General features: G+C 72.1%; 10 protein-coding genes and 1 tRNA gene. 3 read left to right on the top strand and 8 right to left on the bottom strand.

The annotated features are described in order from the left end of the window. Positions 1–130: 130 nt before the first annotated feature. Positions 131–202: transfer RNA gene (locus DQ384_RS13700), tRNA-Arg, on the bottom strand. A 379-nt stretch (positions 203–581) separates the two neighbouring features. After that, a complete protein-coding gene (locus tag DQ384_RS13705; protein ID WP_245966456.1) occupies positions 582–1,292 on the bottom strand; it encodes a C40 family peptidase in 711 nt (236 codons plus the stop codon). A 771-nt stretch (positions 1,293–2,063) separates the two neighbouring features. Between DQ384_RS13705 and DQ384_RS13710 the strand changes: the two genes are divergently transcribed. Then, on the top strand, positions 2,064–2,462 hold the full coding sequence (locus tag DQ384_RS13710; protein WP_245966457.1) for a response regulator transcription factor: 399 nt from the start codon (positions 2,064–2,066) through the stop codon (positions 2,460–2,462). Positions 2,463–2,652: 190 nt separating this feature from the next. Then, positions 2,653–3,279 (top strand): LysE family translocator, encoded by a 627-nt coding sequence (locus tag DQ384_RS13715; RefSeq protein ID WP_114029132.1) that lies wholly within the window; start codon positions 2,653–2,655, stop codon positions 3,277–3,279. 135 nt (positions 3,280–3,414) lie between these two features. On the opposite strand, the gene DQ384_RS13720 is transcribed toward DQ384_RS13715, so the two are convergent. The 3 genes from DQ384_RS13720 to DQ384_RS43625 form a co-directional block, all read right to left on the bottom strand. Then, a complete protein-coding gene (locus DQ384_RS13720) occupies positions 3,415–3,933 on the bottom strand; it encodes a YbhB/YbcL family Raf kinase inhibitor-like protein (protein WP_114029133.1) in 519 nt (172 codons plus the stop codon). A gap of 180 nt (positions 3,934–4,113) precedes the next feature. Continuing rightward, positions 4,114–5,532, bottom strand: coding sequence for a glycoside hydrolase family 16 protein (locus tag DQ384_RS13725; RefSeq protein ID WP_220182923.1), 1,419 nt, complete (start codon positions 5,530–5,532; stop codon positions 4,114–4,116). Positions 5,533–5,661: 129 nt separating this feature from the next. Beyond that, a complete protein-coding gene (locus DQ384_RS43625) occupies positions 5,662–8,517 on the bottom strand; it encodes a glycosyl hydrolase (RefSeq protein ID WP_114029135.1) in 2,856 nt (951 codons plus the stop codon). Between the two features lie 852 nt (positions 8,518–9,369). Here DQ384_RS43625 and DQ384_RS13735 point away from each other — a divergent pair. Beyond that, positions 9,370–10,365: a LacI family DNA-binding transcriptional regulator gene (locus DQ384_RS13735; protein WP_114029136.1), complete on the top strand. Its 996-nt coding sequence runs from the start codon at positions 9,370–9,372 to the stop codon at positions 10,363–10,365. A 100-nt stretch (positions 10,366–10,465) separates the two neighbouring features. Here the strand turns inward: DQ384_RS13735 and DQ384_RS13740 are convergent, their stop codons facing one another. From DQ384_RS13740 to DQ384_RS13750, 3 genes are read right to left on the bottom strand one after another with little or no spacing between them, the layout of a single operon-like run. Beyond that, positions 10,466–11,683, bottom strand: a complete 1,218-nt coding sequence (locus DQ384_RS13740) for a hypothetical protein (RefSeq protein ID WP_114029137.1) — start codon at positions 11,681–11,683, stop codon at positions 10,466–10,468. A 47-nt stretch (positions 11,684–11,730) separates the two neighbouring features. Then, positions 11,731–15,075 carry a DUF4153 domain-containing protein gene (locus tag DQ384_RS13745; RefSeq protein WP_114029138.1) on the bottom strand — a complete coding sequence of 1,115 codons (3,345 nt, stop codon included), beginning with the start codon at positions 15,073–15,075 and terminating at the stop codon, positions 11,731–11,733. Further along, positions 15,072–15,755: a response regulator transcription factor gene (locus DQ384_RS13750; RefSeq protein WP_245966458.1), complete on the bottom strand. Its 684-nt coding sequence runs from the start codon at positions 15,753–15,755 to the stop codon at positions 15,072–15,074. The genes DQ384_RS13745 and DQ384_RS13750 overlap by 4 nt, the downstream gene beginning before the upstream one ends. Between the last annotated feature and the right edge of the window lie 135 nt (positions 15,756–15,890).

The raw sequence follows: 15,890 nt of genomic DNA on the forward strand, positions 1-15,890 counted from the left end.
GCCCGGCCCGCAGTTGGCCCACAACCCGCGAGCGTCAATGAGAACGGGCGGGACTCCGTAAAGTGGAGACCCGCCCGCTTCTATGTTGTTCGCCCTGGTCAGCGGCTAAATTCCGCTGGCTGAGATCATGTGCCCCCTGCAGGATTCGAACCTGCGCACCCGGCTCCGGAGGCCGGTGCTCTATCCCCTGAGCTAAGGGGGCTCAACGAGTGACAAGGCTACCAGCATCTGGAGGTCGTTCGTCACCGGGAATAGAGATCACGATCATGGTGTGCGCGGTGGGCGGCCGGGTGGACGGGGTGGTGGCACGGGGGGCATCAAGGATCCACATCGAGTGCCGGCCATACGGCCGGCACTCGATCATCCGATCACGACGGCGGGTTGCCGGCGATCTCGGACGGGCGTACTGGGTGCATGATCATAGGTGGGCGGTCGGGGTCGGCGCGGCGTGCGACCTCGGCCCGGGATCGGCCCCGAGGGCGCGGCCTCGCCCGGGACGTTAGACCTTGAAAGCGAGGGGCCGACCCCAGCTGCGACGAGCATGCGGGACGGGAGGCCGGTCCCGTGCGGCTCGGCCGGTGTCAGGTGCTCGGGCGGATGGCGCCTCGGTAGCGGGAGCGGTAGTAGGGCGAATGGAGGAAGTCGACCTTGCGGACCACGTCGCCGGTCTTCGGGGCGTGGATCATCACGCCGTTCTTGAGGTAGATGCCCACGTGGGACGGGTCGCCGGTGCCGCCGCCGAAGAAGACGAGGTCGCCGGGCCGGAGTTGGGAGATGGGAATCTTGGTACCTCGGGTGAACTGACTGCCGGTGTAGTGCGGGAGGGATACGCCGGCGCGAGACCAGGCATAGAGGGCCAGGCCGGAGCAGTCGAAGCCGCCGCGGGTCGCCCCCGCGGCCGATCCCCCGCCCCAGACATAAGGCGTCCCGAGCTGGCGGAGGGCAGCCGCTACAGCGATCGTCCCCGCCGGTGACTTGCCGGACCTTCTGGAGGCCGCGGCTCCGGGACGTTTTAACGGGTGCGGCAGGCGAGCCCCGGTGGGCGGCTTCGACAGGGCTGAAGTGCCGGCCCGCTTGGAGCTACCAGACGGCTTCACCCGCTCGGAAACCGTGGAGGGCTGCGGGGGTCCGGCCGGGCGGGCCGGTTGGTGGACCCTGTGTATGGGCTGCTCTTTGTCGTGGTCGGTTGAGGGCTGTGCGCCGGGCATGGGGATGGGGAACGTCCAGGTACGGGCGCCGGGTGTGCCGTACGGGTCGATCTCGGGTGTGTGCGAGGGGCGGCTGCGATCCATCGGGGACGGGCAAGGGACCGCGGCGTGTCCGCGTTCCGGGACGTCACTTGCTTCCACGGACATCGAGGAGATCCGAGACATCGCGGAGAATCCGGCGGTCTCTGTCGCGGCGGACGAGGGAGACCCCGGCGTGCCGGCTCCTGTGGCCTCCGTCGCGGCGATTACCGCGGCCTCGGTCGCGATGACCGCTGCGGCCTTCGACGCGGCCAGGCGGGCGGCCTTCGTCGTCGGAAGGTACGTGGTGTTCGGCCGTGGCTCAGAGTCACGTGGCCCAGAGTCACGTGGCCCAGAGTCATAGGCGTGATGGTCGGGGGGCCGGATGATGGGGGTGCAGCGGGTCAGCCGTGGGACCATGGTGGCCTCGCTGGAACCGGTTGAAGCCTCCGTGGAACCTGCTGAAAGTGCCGCCCCCGTGACAAGGACGGTGGTGACGAGCATCGTGATCACGGACGCCCTCCTTGGGCTCGATGAGGAATCGAGGCCCCAGAATCGGACGAGCAGGCCCTTCACCGTCCAGCCGAATCCCACTCTGTGGATTAAGGAGGTGCGACCGTTCCTCGGCCCGTTCAATCGCACCCGTCCTGAGCTGGGACGATGCCGGATTCGACCGAGTCTCGAGTGAGGGGGTTGTGGATAACTCGCAGCCTCGGCGCTCGTCGCCCCCCATCGGTGTCGCCCGGGGGCTACGACGTTCGCTCGGCGTTCGGGGCGGGGAGAGGAAGTTCGGGGAAAGGGTCGCGTGGGGGCGGTTCAGGGGTTAGCCTCGCGGCCGTGGAAGAGCTTCTGGGACGCGTGCTGGTCGTGGACGACGACGAGGTGATTCGGCAGCTCATCGCCGTCAACCTCAACCTGGAGGGCTTCCAGGTCGAGACGGCGACCGACGGGCAGGACTGCCTTGACCGGGTGGGGACGGTCCAGCCTGATGTCATCACGCTGGACGTCATGATGCCGCGCCTGGACGGCTGGATGACGGCCACCAAGCTGCGCGCCGACGAGCGGACCAGCCATATCAAGATCATGATGATCACGGCCCGCGCCCAGGAGGACGACAAGAAGCGCGGCCTCGCGATCGGCGTGGATGCCTACCTCACCAAGCCCTTCGACCCGGCCGAGCTGATCCAGGTCGTGAGAGATCTGGCCCTGTCCGCCCGCACGAGCTCCAGCGGCTGAGCACCGCCCGGTCTCCTGCGGCCACATCTGCATGGGGGACGCGCCGCCGCCCTGCCAGTCTCGCGAGATGCCACGCACCGCCCGGCAGTTCCCGGGGGACGACGGGCATACCTAAATATCCGAACTGGACTGGAAATAAGCTCACAAGTGGCTCTAACCAGCGCCGCGACCGGCTCCTAGAGTCGGACCCATGATCGCCCCCTCGACCCTGCTCGTGTTCTCCGCCGCCGCGCTGGCCCTGGTGGTCATTCCGGGGCCGAACATCATTTACATCACCGCCCGGGGCATCGCCCAAGGGCGCGCGGCCGCCATCGCCTCGGCCGTAGGTGTCGAGACCGGGACGTTGCTGCACATCGCCGCGGCCTCCGCCGGCCTGTCGTACCTGATCGCGCGGTCGGCGGCGGCCTTCACCGTCGTCAAGTGGGCCGGGGCCGCGTATCTGGTCTACCTCGGCGTCCGTACGCTGGCCGACCGGCGCGGGCAGGCCGGCGAGGTCGTCGCGAGTCAGCCGCTCGGCAGGGTCTTCCTGGAGGGGGTGATCGTGAACGTGCTGAACCCCAAGGTGATCCTGTTCTTCCTCGCGTTCCTGCCGCAGTTCGTCGACCCGGCGGCGGGATCACCGGCCCTGCAGATCGCGGTGCTGGGGGCGACGCTGCTGCTGCTCGGGATCGCGAGCGACATGGTGTACGCCGTCGGGGCGGGCACGCTCGGCCGGGTGCTGCGCCGGCGCGGGAAGTCGATCAAATACGTCAGCGGGTGCGTCTACCTCGGGCTCGGCGTCGCGACCGCGCTCACCGGCGGCGCTCGCGCACGCTGAGCGTCGTTCAACGCGACGTCGGCGGGCGCGGGGGAATGTCCGCGCCGTCTCAGCGCGGCCTCCAGCGCCACCTCGGCCAACCGCCGCCACCTCGGCCCGGCCTCGGAGCCGGACGCGTGGCCGCGTGGCCGTGGTTCAGTGTGCGAACGTGCCGATGGTCTCCCCCGAGGCGATCGCCGAGTTCTTGATCCGCTGGTGGACCTCCTGGGGGCCGCCGGACGACACGACGGGTCCGGGCAGCGCGTACACGATGAAGTGGTAGTGGTGGACGCCGCTCGGCGGGCACGGCCCCGCGTACGCCGGATCGCCGCCGTTGCCCCTCACGACCCTGCCGGGGGCCTCGCCCTCGGCGGCGCCGGTGGCGGTGGTGGAGACGCCGGTCACGAGCCAGTGGATGTACGAGCCGCCGGGCGCGTCCGGGTCGTCGACGACGATGGCCAGCTCACGGGCGGACGAGGGCACGCCGCTCCACTTCAGCGGCGGCGAGACGTCCTGGCCGCCCTGGGCCGCGCACGCGTGCTTCCGCGGGATCGCGGCGCCGTCGGCGAAGGCGGGGCTGCTGACCTTGAGACCGGACGCCGGCGTGGCCCCCTCCGCGGAACAGCCGGCGAGCGTGATCGCCGCGACGAGCGCCAGAGCGTTGACGATCTTCATACGTCCAGAATACGGCCACCGACCTCCGCCACCCGGGAGTACCGGGCCGCGTATTTCCTGGGTACGCGGATCGACCACCACCCGGGAAGCGCCCGGCCGAGAACCGGCCGCCGGCCGGGAATTGACAGGGAGGAGGGCCCGCGCCCCTTGGGGGGTGAGGGGCGCGGGCCGGGGGGAGGGTCAGTTGCCGAAGGTGAACCAGTTGAGGTTGACGTAGTCGGCCGGTTGGCCGCTGGAGAAGGTGAGGTAGACGGTGTGCGTGCCGGTCACCCCGGCGATGTTGGCCGGGACGGTGCGCCAGCTCTGCCAGCCCCCGGTGTCGCCGATCGCGAAGTCCCCGATGGGCGCCGCGGTCAGGCTGTCGAGGCGTACCTGGACGAGGCCGCTGGCGCCGCCCGCCCCGGACGCGACGCGCGCGCTGAACTGGGTGGCCGCGGCGCTGCCGAAGTTCACCCCGTCGTAGCGCAGCCAGTCGCCGCCCGCGATGTGGGACACGTTGCTGCCGCCCCCGGCGTCGGTCGTGGCCTCGGTCTGGGTGCCGGACTGCGCCTGGTAGTTCTCGGCCTGGATGGTCGAGCGCGCGTCCACGCCGCCGGGCGGGGGCGTGGTGGGCGGGGGTGACGTGGGCGGGCCGGTGGGGCCGGTGCCGCTCTGCCAGACCGCGACGTAGTCGACGACCATGGGACGCCCGGAGACGGTCGCCGCCGTCGGGGTCTGCCCGGCGAGCGCGTTGGGGAAGGCGCCGCCCATGGCGACGTTGAGCAGCAGGAAGTAGCCGGCGTGGCCGGTCATGTTGTTCCAGGTGGTGGCGTCGACCTGGTTCTGGTTGACGCTGTGGAACTGCTGGCCGTCGACGTACCAGCGCAGGGCGTTGGGCGTGGCGGCGCGGTCCCACTCGAAGCGGTAGGTGTGGAACGCGGACTGGCAGGTGGAGCCGGGGCACGGGCGGTTGGCGCCCAGCCCGGTGGTCTCGTTGCACGGCCCGCCGGGGCTGACGCCGCAGTGCAGCACGCCCCAGACGGCGTTGATGCCGTTGACGTTCTCCATGATGTCGAACTCGCCGATGCCCGGCCAGTTCCAGTAGTTGCCCCGGTAGGGCGCGCCCAGGGCCCAGAACGCGGGCCAGTAGCCGAGGGCGGCGTTGCCGGTGACGTTGGGCATCTGGATGCGGCCCTCGATGCGCAGGACGCGCCCGGCGGCGGGCTTGAAGTCGGCGCGGCGGGTCTCGATGCGGGCGGACGTCCAGTTCTGGCCGCTGCCGATCGGGGTGATGCGCAGGTTGCCGGCGCCGTCGAGGCTGAGGTTGGACGTGCTGGCGGTGTAGTTCTGGATCTCTCCGGTGCCCCAGTTGGCGGGTCCTCCGGGGTAGGCGTGCCCGGTGTCGATGATCCAGTTGGCGGACGACGGGAGGGTGCCCGCCGAGCCGTTGAAGTCGTCGCTCCAGACGAGGCTCCATCCGGTCGGCGTGGGAGGCACGGCGGCGCCGGCGGGGACCGTCACGGCCAGGGCGATGACGGGGAGGATCGCGGCACCGACGGCGGTCAGCAGTGCGCGGAGTCGGGGGCGGCGCCTTTCGGGTGTTCGGGTCGGTGAGTCCATGCTCATCCTCATCTCTCGGGGCAGATCGGATTTGTGCCGGAGATCAGATGCGGACCGCGCCGGGAGGGGCGGGGCTGGCCGTACGGGCCGTGACCGGCGGGGAGGTCACGGCCCGTACGGGCGTGTGCGTCAGCGGAAGGGAAGGGTGATGACCGAGCGGTTGCCGGTGCCGACCGAGGCCGGGTTCGAGCCGATCGCGCTCCACACCTCGACGCGCACCCGGCCGTTGCTCAGGTTGCCGAGGGCGCCGGTCGCGGACGACGGGCCCGTCCCCTGCGTGTAGTGCTCGAAGCCGGTGACCGGGTCGGTGGCGAAGTAGGGGTAGGTCTCGACGCGGTCGTAGGTGCCGTCTCCGGTGAGGTCGTAGGAGACGCGCGCCTGGATGCCGTTGCCGACGGCAGCGCCCGAGTCGATGAACAGGTCGAACGCGGTGGCCGCGCCGGTGTACGTCATGGTGAGCCCGCTGGCCGTGTAGGTCACAGGGTTGTACGGGGTGCCGTCGTGGTTGGCGCCGCCGGCCGAGGGGATGGTGTCGGCCCCGGTCGCCCCCGCGGTCGCGGCGAGCCCGCCGCCGGTCTGCAGGTACCGGGTCGGCGAGCCCGGCGGGGGCGTGACGGTCGGCGTCGGCGTGGGCGTGACCGTCGGGGTGACGGTCGGCGTGGGCGTCGGCGTGGGCTGGGTGCCTCCCGCGCTGGTCGCCGTCGCCCCGGCCGGGACCGTCAGCGTCCTGCCGTCCGAGAACCTGACGGTACGGGCGGCGGTGCCGAAGTTGTGCGCGACGTACGTGCGCGTCCCGTTCTGGGAGAAGACTGCGGCCGTCGGGGTGTCGGCCGTGACCGCCGGGTCGACGAGGCCGAGCCGGGCCAGGTTGTAGATCCAGTGATACTCGTGCGCCTTGGAGTCCCCGGATTCGGGGGTGTAGTTGTTCCAGTTGGCGTCCCAGTTCGCCTTGGCGGCGGCGGGGTCGCCGAGCGCGCGGTACTGCCAGATGATGTCGCGCCATTCCACGGCGGGCCCGCCGTTGTTGGCCTCCATCTCGGCCAGCCCGGCCCTCACCTTGGCCGGGTAGAGGCCGTGGTAGAGCGAGCCGCCGGTGATCGGCAGGTAGTTGATGCCGTGGATCTCCTCGGGGTTGCCGGTCCACCAGGTGCCGTAGGCGGCGCCCTCGCCCCAGATCATGCCGGCGGTGTCGTGGCCGTAGTTCGGCGGGAAGACCGCGCTGTCCACGTCGAACCAGTACTGCGCGATCGTGGCGGTCTGGGTGGTGTAGAGGTAGATGCCGAGGTCGCGCAGGGCGGTGTCGCCGGTGGCGGCGCCGAGCAGCAGGGCTCCTGCGGCGAAGTTCATCCCCTCCGAGGACGACTCCTCGTTGTTCCCCGCGGCGAAGCCCTGGTGGCCCGAGGCCCAGCCGTTGCCCGCGTACGGGTCGAAGTTGCGCAGGAACGGGAAGCGCGTGTCGCTGCGGTCCCAGTTGTTGGCGTCCCGGGCGAGCAGCTTGGCCATGCCGCCCCACTGGCCGTCGGCGGCCCACGCCTTGTCGTACCGGGCGACGGTGGCGGCGGCCATCAGGTAGTAGCCGTAGTGGAAGTGGTGGTCGTTGACCTCGGTGTCGCTGCCGTAGGACGCCGGGTAGCCGGTGAGGATGCCCCAGGCGGCGTCGTAGCGGAACTGCTCGCCGCCCGCCGTGAACCAGCTCTGCAGCTTGGTCTTCAGCAGCCCGATCAGCTTGTCGCGCGAGGCGAGGTCGCCGAGCTGCTCGGCGATGGGCACGAGCTGTGCCAGCCGCCCGAGGGCCTTGCCCGCCCAGTAGGTGTCGCCGGCGCCCTTGTACGGGTCGGCGGCGTTGGCCTCTTGGCGGACGAAGTCGAGAAGCCGGGCGCGGTCGTAGGCGCCGAGGTCGGGCAGCGAGGGCAGGACGCCGTGGAAGGTCTGCCGGGTGCTGAACGTGGCGCCCTCGCGCAGCTTCATCGTGCCGCGGGACGAGGCGTACGTGTAGGTGGTGAGCGCGTCGGTGGTGGCGAGCCACTGGTGCCGGTAGAGGGCGAGCAGCGTGCCGGTCTGCGTGCCCTCCTTCGCCGTGGTCGCGGCGGTGTAGGTGGTGGTCAGCCGGGCGTTCGCCTCGTCGTAGGACCAGCTCACGGTGGTGCCGGTGACGAACGAGTAGGCGTACTTGGCGAACAGGTCGAGGGCTGCGCGGGAGGGCAGCGCGGCGACGGAGAAGTAGTTCTTGCCGCCGAGCGCCACGGTCGCGGTGGTGCCGGCGATCGTCCAGTCGGTGCCCGTCGGGGCGAACAGGGCGTAGTCGTGGCCGTTGACGGTGGCGCCGAGCACGTTGCCCCGGTCGGCCCAGATGGTGGGCGTGGCGACGAAAGCGACCTGCCCGTCGCCGCCGGAGGGGGTGGCGTACACGAACGGCGAGCCGTGGCCGATGGTGGTGCGCAGCGTGCGCGCGCCGTCGGACCAGTAGGGGGTGACCGTCCAGTCGGACCAGCCGTCGACCTGCGTGCGCGGCGCGTTGAGGCCGGTGACGCCGAGGGTGAGGTCGCGGGCGTGGCTGTAGGCGTACTGGGTGGCCGAGCCGCCGGGCGTGGACGGGTAGCTGACCTCCAGCCCGCCGGCCACGGCGTGGAAGGCCAGCGGGTGGGCGTACATGTTCTCGGAGTACGGGTTGCCCGCGTACCTCTGGAAGGCCAGGGAGGACCACCAGTCGTTGGTGGGGACCTTGGCGGTGACGGCGGAGGTGACCTTGGGGGTGACCTGCGCGCCCGCGGTGTTGGCGGGGCCGGAGGCTCCGGCGGGCAGGTCGGTGGTGTAGCTGCCGGCGCCGACGGCGATCGTGGCGGCCTGGGCGGGCCCGGCGGTCACGGTGGTCAGCAGGCCCGCGAGGAGGGTGACGAGGGCGAAGCCGGCGGTACGGCGCCTGCCCGGGAGGCGGGCGGCGGCGGGACGGTTGGGCGGGGTTTCCGAGGGGAGCTGGTTGATCATGCGGAGAGACTTTCGTCGTGGGGGGTGAACCGGCCCGCCCGGGCGAGGGGCGGGGACCGGCGGCGGTCCGTACGGCGGGCCCGACGGCCGTTCGAGGCCCGCACAGCGGCGCGAACCGTTTGTTCGCGGTGACGTAACGTGCGTGTAACGCTCTCAGCGCCGCTGACGCTATTTGGGTCAGAAGCCGCTGTCAACAGCGTGAAAATGTTTCTTGAAGATCACGAGAGCGCTCTCATCTTGACCCAGGGCGCCGCTACGGGCAGGCGTCGCACCGGCACCCTTTTCACCAGGCATGACAGCGGCGGAACGGTGCGGGGTTGCCTTGAACAGCGCACGGCGCACGACGTCCGATCACTTTCCGTCACCGGCGGCCTCCGCGCCCCGGGCGCACCCCTTAGGGGTCGTAGCCGGAGAGCGCTCTCCATCCGTCGGCCCGGACCGTCGACGGAAGAGCTATATTGGGCTGGTGGAAAACAGATTATGAGGCGCGCCGTATTACCCGTTTCCACGCTCGGCGCCCCCCGTGCCCGACGCTCGGCGAACGTGAGGCGGCGGTACGCGCACGGTCACTCTCGGACGCGCCCCGGAACGCAACTGTAAGGACCGGCGCCCCCTCCGCATTACGACCGGGCGTCGATCCGGTCCGACACGGCCCGCCACGGGCGATCGTTTGGGCCCTACTGGATAATTTCGAGTGGCACGATGGGTAGCGTCGGGTTTTCGGAATCGTTCACCGCGATTTCGAAACCAGTGGCGGCTCCTCAACAGCGACAGCGGCTGTGGCACCGGTCGGCCATCCGGGGCGACGGCCGCACCACGACCTCCATCCGAGGAAAGACAGGGCTCTAGCGAATGAAACGACCAACCCTGGAGGCGGTCGCCGCACGCGCCGGCGTCTCCCGGGCGACCGTCTCGCGGGTCGTCAACGGCCAGTCGACCGTCACTCCGGAGATCAGAGAGATGGTGCTGCGGGCCGTGAGCGAGCTGGGGTACGTCCCCAACTCCGCCGCCCGCAGCCTGGTCACCCAGCGCACCGACTCGATCGCGCTGGTCATCTCCGAGCCCGCCACGCGGGTCTTCTCCGACGACCGGCTGTTCTCGATGGTGATCCGCACGGTCAGCAGCGAGCTGGAGGCGGCCGACAAGCAGATCGTGCTGATGCTCGCCAGCTCGCCCCGCAGCCACGCGCGGGTGGAGCGTTACATTTCGGGCGGCCACGTGGACGGTGTGCTGCTGCTGTCCATGCACGGCGCCGACCCCCTGCCGGGCGCGCTGACCCGTATGGGCGTGCCCGTGGTGTCCTACGGCCGGCCCGCCGTCGCGGTCGAGATGCCCTACGTCGACAATGACAACGTTGGCGGCGCGGCGGCGGCCGTGCGCCACCTGCTCGACGCCGGGAGGCGCCGCATCGCGACGATCGCGGGCCCGCAGGACATGATAGGAGGTCAGGACCGCCTGACCGGCTACCGTGAGGCCCTGCGCGACTCCGACCGCCGCTCGATCGTCGCCGTAGGCGACTTCACCCGCGCCTCGGGCATCGCCGCTATGCGCCAGCTGCTGGAGGACGACCCGTCACTGGACGCGGTGTTCGTGGCGAACGACGTGATGGCGATCGGCGCCCTGCAGGTGCTGCGCCAGGCCGGGCGCCGCGTCCCGGACGACGTCGCGGTGGTGGGCTTCGACGACATCGAGGCCGCGCGCTACACCGACCCGCCGCTGACGACGGTGCGCCATCCGATCCCCGAGCAGGCGACCGCGATGGTGCGGCTGCTGCTGACTCCCCCGCACGAGCGCGCGAGCGACCGGCTGATCCTGCCGAGCGAGCTGGTCGTCCGCGAGTCCGCCTGAGGCCTGATCCCGGGACCTGATCCTGAGGTCCTGATCCTGATCCCGGGCGAGGTCTGCGGGCTCCGGCGAGTCCGTGTGGGCTCCGGGCGCCTCCCGGGGGTCAGGGGCGGTGGCCGAGCGCCCCCGGGATGCGGTTCAGCACGCTGTACGGCACGAGACCGTAGGCGTGGAAGTCCACGGCGTCACCGCCGGCCGCCCTCACGGCACGGACCTTCGCGGCGAGCCTGTCCTCGGAGTCGGTGTCGGGACGGCCCGGGCGCAGCACGACCCTCAGCTCGCGGTCGTTGCCCACCGAACGGCGGTAGGCCCCCACGTCGTCGGCCACCCGCGCGGCGTCCCTGGCGTAGGCGAGCACGCCGAACGACGGCACCAGGTCGCCGAGCGCGACCAGGTCCACGCCGAGCTGCCAGGCGTCGTGCGCCGCGAGCCCGGCCGGGGGCAGCCCGTCGGCGTACCCCTTGCCGTGGCCGGTGCCGTCCACGAAGGTCAACCGCGACCCCTCGGCGGCCACGGCCGAGGACACCTCGCTGACCAGGGAGGTGACGGTCTCGGACCGGGCGCGGGCGTAGGCCACGACCTCCGGGCCCGCGTAGGCGGTGAGCGCCGCCCGCGTCACCTCGCCCTGCGCGGGAGGGTCGCCGTCCAGCACGCCGCCGATGATCCTCGCGCACTCCTCGCGCGCGACCTCCGCCTTCACGCCGAGGTCGGCGGCGCGCCGCATGCACCACGAGCAGAAGCACAGGCCGAGCAGGAACTCGTCCATGGGGCCGAGGGGCACGTACGAGCGGTCCTGCCGGTAGCCCTGGGCGAACGTCCCGAAATGGAGGGACTCGGCCACCACGCTGCGCACCCCCTGGCGCGCCACGGCCCGCGCCAGCGCCACCGAGTACAGGCGGACGTCGGGCTGGGCCGGGCACAGGGCGGCCGGTGAGCCGCGCCCGCCGAAGCAGTCCTGGACGGTCAGGTCGAGGTTCGCCAGGCCGAGCGTGACGTTTTGCAGGAAGACCGCCCAGCCGTGCAGGACCATGCCGTGGTCGTCGGCGGCCTCGCGCAGCGCGGCGAGCGGCTCGTCCTGCGCGCCCGGCTGCACGGGCGGCGTCAGGCGCAGGTTCGCGAACAGATCGTCCGGGGGCGGGAAGTGGACTCCGTCCGAGCGCAGGGTCACCCGCGAGGCGCCGTGAGGGGTGACGTCGCGGGCCGCGTGGTAGGCCGCGGCCACCGTGACCTCGCGCACGCCGTACTCGGCGATCCTGCCGAGGACGCGGCGGGCGCCCTCGTCCCGCACGTCCTCGACGAAGACGTGAACCGAACCCTCCACCGCTGCCGAGCCTTTCCGGGAGGCCGCCGTGCGCGACCGTGAGTGACCTATGTCCCAGGTGACCCTATATCTTCACAGGTGAGCGTCGACGGGTACAGGGGAGGACGGGCGCGCAGCAATTCGCGAGCCCGCGCGCGGGCGAGGTTCGAGCCGTTCCACGGGTCGGCGTGGCCGAACCTGTCGACGGCGGCCATCTGGGCCAGCAGGCAACTGCGCGCGGGCTCGGGCAGCCGGTCCACGGCGGGCACGGCCTCGGCGCCCAGGTCGGCGAGGTAGTCGACGTCGAGCCGCGAGACGCCCCGCTTGTCGATCTGGCTCTCGGCCACGCGTAGGTCGGGGTTCCAGGCCGCGAAGATCACCAGGCTCAGCGCGGTGACCAGCACCAGCGTACGGGGCAGCCAGCCGGCTCCGCGCCGGGCCATGCGCAGGGCGCCCGCGGCGAGGACCAGCGCGAACACCGCGCCGAGCCACCAGATCGCCGCGCCGACCGTGGCCCGCAGCCGCGACAGGCCGTACGCGTCCGTGTAGAGGCCGAGCCGGTGCAGGGCCGAGGCGAGGATGACCATGGTCAGCCCGCACAGCAGGCCGAGCAGCCCGGCGAGCGCCCAGCGCTCACGGCCCGCCGGCGCGAGCACGCCCGCCGCCACCGCGACGATGGCGAGCACGAACACGCTCACGGTGACCAGCTCGAAGAAGCCCGACCGCGCGTACTCCGCGTAGGTCAGCCCGGCCGTCTCGACGACCTTGCGGTTGCCGCCGAACAGCGTCGTGATCTGCACGACCACGAACGAGACGAACAGCAGGTCCACCGCCACCAGAGGGGTGATCCACAGCGTGGGGTTCACCCGCCTGCGCCGGACGGGCACCCGCGGCTCCACCGCCGGCCGCAGCGCGACGAGCGTGGCGCCGCCGACGAGCGCGGCGAACAGGCCGAACACCACCAGGCGGAACGGAAGCTTGGACGCCCAGTCGGGGGCCGTGAACAGGCGTTCCACCAGTGAGGAGAAGACAGCGTCCGCCGAGGCGAACAGCAGCCCGAACACCAGCATCAGCACCAGGGCCAGCCCCAGCCCGGCGAGCACGGGCCCGAGCCTTCGCCGGTTCGCCCCCTTGAACGGCGCCGCCAGGAACCACGGGAGCGGCGCGAGCGCGAGCAGCACCGACAGCCCTCCCCGGATCACGCCGAGCCAGCCGCGCCCGCCGCCGGACACGGCGAGCGCCGCCAGCCCGAAGCCGGCGAGCGTCATCGGGCCGACCAGCCAGCCGGCGTCGCGGAACAACGCCACCGCGACCAGCGCGTACGCCAGCACGCCCAAGGCGATCGTCCACGGGGTGATCCGCGCCCGCGCCCACGGCATGACGGCCGCCCCGGCGGCGACGGCCACCAGGACGAACCCGAGGCCCGGCCTGCTCTCCGGAAGCGCCACGGCGGCCAGGAGGCCCACCGCCGCGGCGAGCGCCGGCAGGGCGCGGGGTGTCTTCGGCAGGCTGGGGCGCGGCAGCAGCGGCGGCGGCACGTACGCCTCGACAGGGTCCCCGGCCTGGGCGGTGGCCGAGGGGCGGGCGTCTTTGTAGCCCATAGAGGTGCCGAGCATCGTGCCGCCGGCCGAGAACAGCACCATCGCCACGGGGCCGTAGGGGCCGCCGAAGAAGTAGCCGAGGAAGAACGCGACGCACAGCCCGACGACGAACCCGCACACCAGCCCCAGCAGCCCGCCGGCGTAGGCCTTCTTCCAGGACACGGACGCCAGGAAGTCCGGCTCGGGGTCGTCGAAGCGGCGCCCCGGCCGCGTCGCGGGGGGCGGGTACGGGGCCGCGCCCGGGTGCGGGTGCGGAGCCCGGTCCGGGTGCGGGGGCGCATCCGCGGCGGAGACAGGATCCGTGCCAGGGACACGATCCGCGGCGTGGACGGAGCCTCTGCCTGGCCCGACGTCGGGGCTCGCGGCCACGGCGGTGTCCGTCCCAGGCGCGAAGGGCGTCGCGGGCGCGGAGGGCGTCCCGGGCGCGGAGGGCGTCCCGGGCGCGAAGGGCGTCGCAAGGGCGGAGGCGGGGGTGTCGGCGGCGGGGACGGAGGCCGTTTCGGGCGTCTCGGGGTCCGTGTGCATGCCCTTGGGTCCCGCGACGAGGACGTCGTGCGTGCCGCGTTCCGTCACGGGCGGACGGGCCTCGGCGACGCCCGTCTCGACAGAACCCTCGGCCAGTGCGGCGAGGCCCTCTGCCGAAACGGAGTGAGCGCCTCCGAGCGGCGCGGAGTGAGCGCCTCCGGCCGACACGGAGTGAGCGCTTCCGGGCGGCGCGGAGTGGAACGGCGCCGGCCGTTCGAGGGGCTCGCGCGGCCCCTGTGCCGCGCGAGAGTCCTCGTGGCCCGGTAACGGATCGCTCGAATCGTCGTTCATCGCGGTTGTCCTTCCGGGAAGGTCGACCACCATGTGGCAGCCGGCCGGCGTGTCGGCGACGCTGATCGAGCCGCCGTGCAGTTCGACGATCTCCTTCACGATGGCCAGCCCCAGGCCGGCCCCGCCCGCGTCCGCCGCCCGCGCGCTGTCGAGGCGGGAGAAGCGCTCGAACACCCGGGGCCGTTCGGTCTCGGGGATCCCCGGCCCCTCGTCGACGACGCCGAGGCGCACCCCCGTCCCCTCGGGACGGGCTTCGAGCCACACCCGCCCGCCGGACGGGCTGTGCCGGACGCCGTTGTCCAGCAGGTTGGCGAGCACCTGGGCGAGCAGCGCCGGGTCGGCGTGCACGCCCAGGCGCGGGGTCACGAGGCTGGACAGCGCCACGTCGTCGCGGGTCAGGCTCGCCTCGCGCACGGCCTGGCCGCAGAGGGCGGCCAGGTCCACGGGCTCGCGCTCGATCGACCGCGTGCCGGAGTCGAGGCGGGACAGGTCGAGGAGCTGGGCGACCAGCCGGCCGAGCCGCTCGGTCTGGGCCAGCGCGGTGCCGAGGATGTCGAGGTCGGGCGGGGAGACGCCGTCCACGATGTTCTCCAGCACGGCCTGCAACCCGGCGATGGGGGTGCGCAGCTCGTGGCTGACGTTGGCCACCAGCTCGCGGCGCTGCCGGTCCACCTCGGCGAGGTCGGCGGCCATCGCGTTGAAGGCGCGGGCCAGCTCACCGACCTCGTCGCGCGAGGTCGCCGAGACCCGCATGCCGTACCGGCCCTTGGCGATGGTCTGTGCGGCGGCGGCCATCTCGCGCAGCGGCCCGGTCATTCCGCGGCCGAGCAGCTGGACCATGCCGATGCTGAGCAGCCCGGCCAGGCCCATGCGGACGGAGGCGTCCACGCCGAGCGTGCGGCCGTACTCGTTGATGGTGAACGCCGTGGCGACGGCGAGCAGGATGACCAGGCCGAGCTTGACCTTGATGCGGCCGAGGAAGTCCAGCGGCCTCATGGACGTACCAGGGCGTATCCGACGCCGTGCACGGTGCGGACGATGCCGGAGCCGAGCTTGCGGCGCAGGGCGCGCACGTGGCTGTCGACCGTCCGGGTGGCGGCGGCCTCGGAGAAGCCCCAGATGTCGGAGAGCAGCCGTTCGCGCTCGAAGACGTGCCCGGGGCGCTCGGCGAGCCGCCGCAGCAGGTCGAACTCGGTGCGGGTGAGCTGCGCCTCGGCCCCGCGGACGAAGACCCTGCGCTCGGCGGTGTTGATCTCGACGTCGCCGACGCGGATGACGGTGTCCTCGTGGGCGAGCTGGACGGCCCGTTCGACCCTGCGCAGCAGCGCGTGGATCCTCGCGACGAGCTCGCGCATGCTGAACGGCTTGGTCAGGTAGTCGTCCGCGCCGACACCGAGCCCGACGAGCAGGTCCGTCTCCTCGGCGAGGGCGGTGAGCATCAGCACCGGGACGGGACGGGCGGCCTGCATGCGCCGGCACACCTCCAGCCCGTCCAGGCCGGGCAGCAGCCGGTCGAGGATGACCAGGTCGGGCTCGGCCCGCGCGTACATCGCCAGGGCCTCCTCCCCGTCACCCGCGATGCGCACGTCGAATCCCTCGGCGCCCAGCCGGCTGCGCACGGCCAGCGCGATGGTCCTGTCGTCCTCGACCACGAGAATGCGTCGCTGGTCTGTCACGCGAAGAAGCCTAGGACGGGCACGTGCAGACATTCCTAGGCAACTTGTGCAGATCTCATGCAGGGCTCGGTCAGCTCGCCCGGTGACCTATTCCTCGGTTCGTCCGGAAACCGCGCTCTCCCCTGGCTCCCTCGA

The organism is Sphaerisporangium album (genome assembly GCF_003323745.1).
Classification (GTDB): domain Bacteria; phylum Actinomycetota; class Actinomycetes; order Streptosporangiales; family Streptosporangiaceae; genus Sphaerisporangium; species Sphaerisporangium album.

What these genes read in the sequence shown, in the direction of transcription:
- DQ384_RS13705 (WP_245966456.1), bottom strand. Translation starts at nt 1,292, where the DNA reads ATGGATCGCAGCCGCCCCTCGCACACACCCGAGATCGACCCGTACGGC.
- DQ384_RS13715 (WP_114029132.1), top strand. Translation starts at nt 2,653, where the DNA reads ATGATCGCCCCCTCGACCCTGCTCGTGTTCTCCGCCGCCGCGCTGGCC.
- DQ384_RS13720 (WP_114029133.1), bottom strand. Translation starts at nt 3,933, where the DNA reads ATGAAGATCGTCAACGCTCTGGCGCTCGTCGCGGCGATCACGCTCGCC.
- DQ384_RS13725 (WP_220182923.1), bottom strand. Translation starts at nt 5,532, where the DNA reads ATGGACTCACCGACCCGAACACCCGAAAGGCGCCGCCCCCGACTCCGC.
- DQ384_RS43625 (WP_114029135.1), bottom strand. Translation starts at nt 8,517, where the DNA reads ATGATCAACCAGCTCCCCTCGGAAACCCCGCCCAACCGTCCCGCCGCC.
- DQ384_RS13735 (WP_114029136.1), top strand. Translation starts at nt 9,370, where the DNA reads ATGAAACGACCAACCCTGGAGGCGGTCGCCGCACGCGCCGGCGTCTCC.
- DQ384_RS13745 (WP_114029138.1), bottom strand. Translation starts at nt 15,075, where the DNA reads ATGAGGCCGCTGGACTTCCTCGGCCGCATCAAGGTCAAGCTCGGCCTG.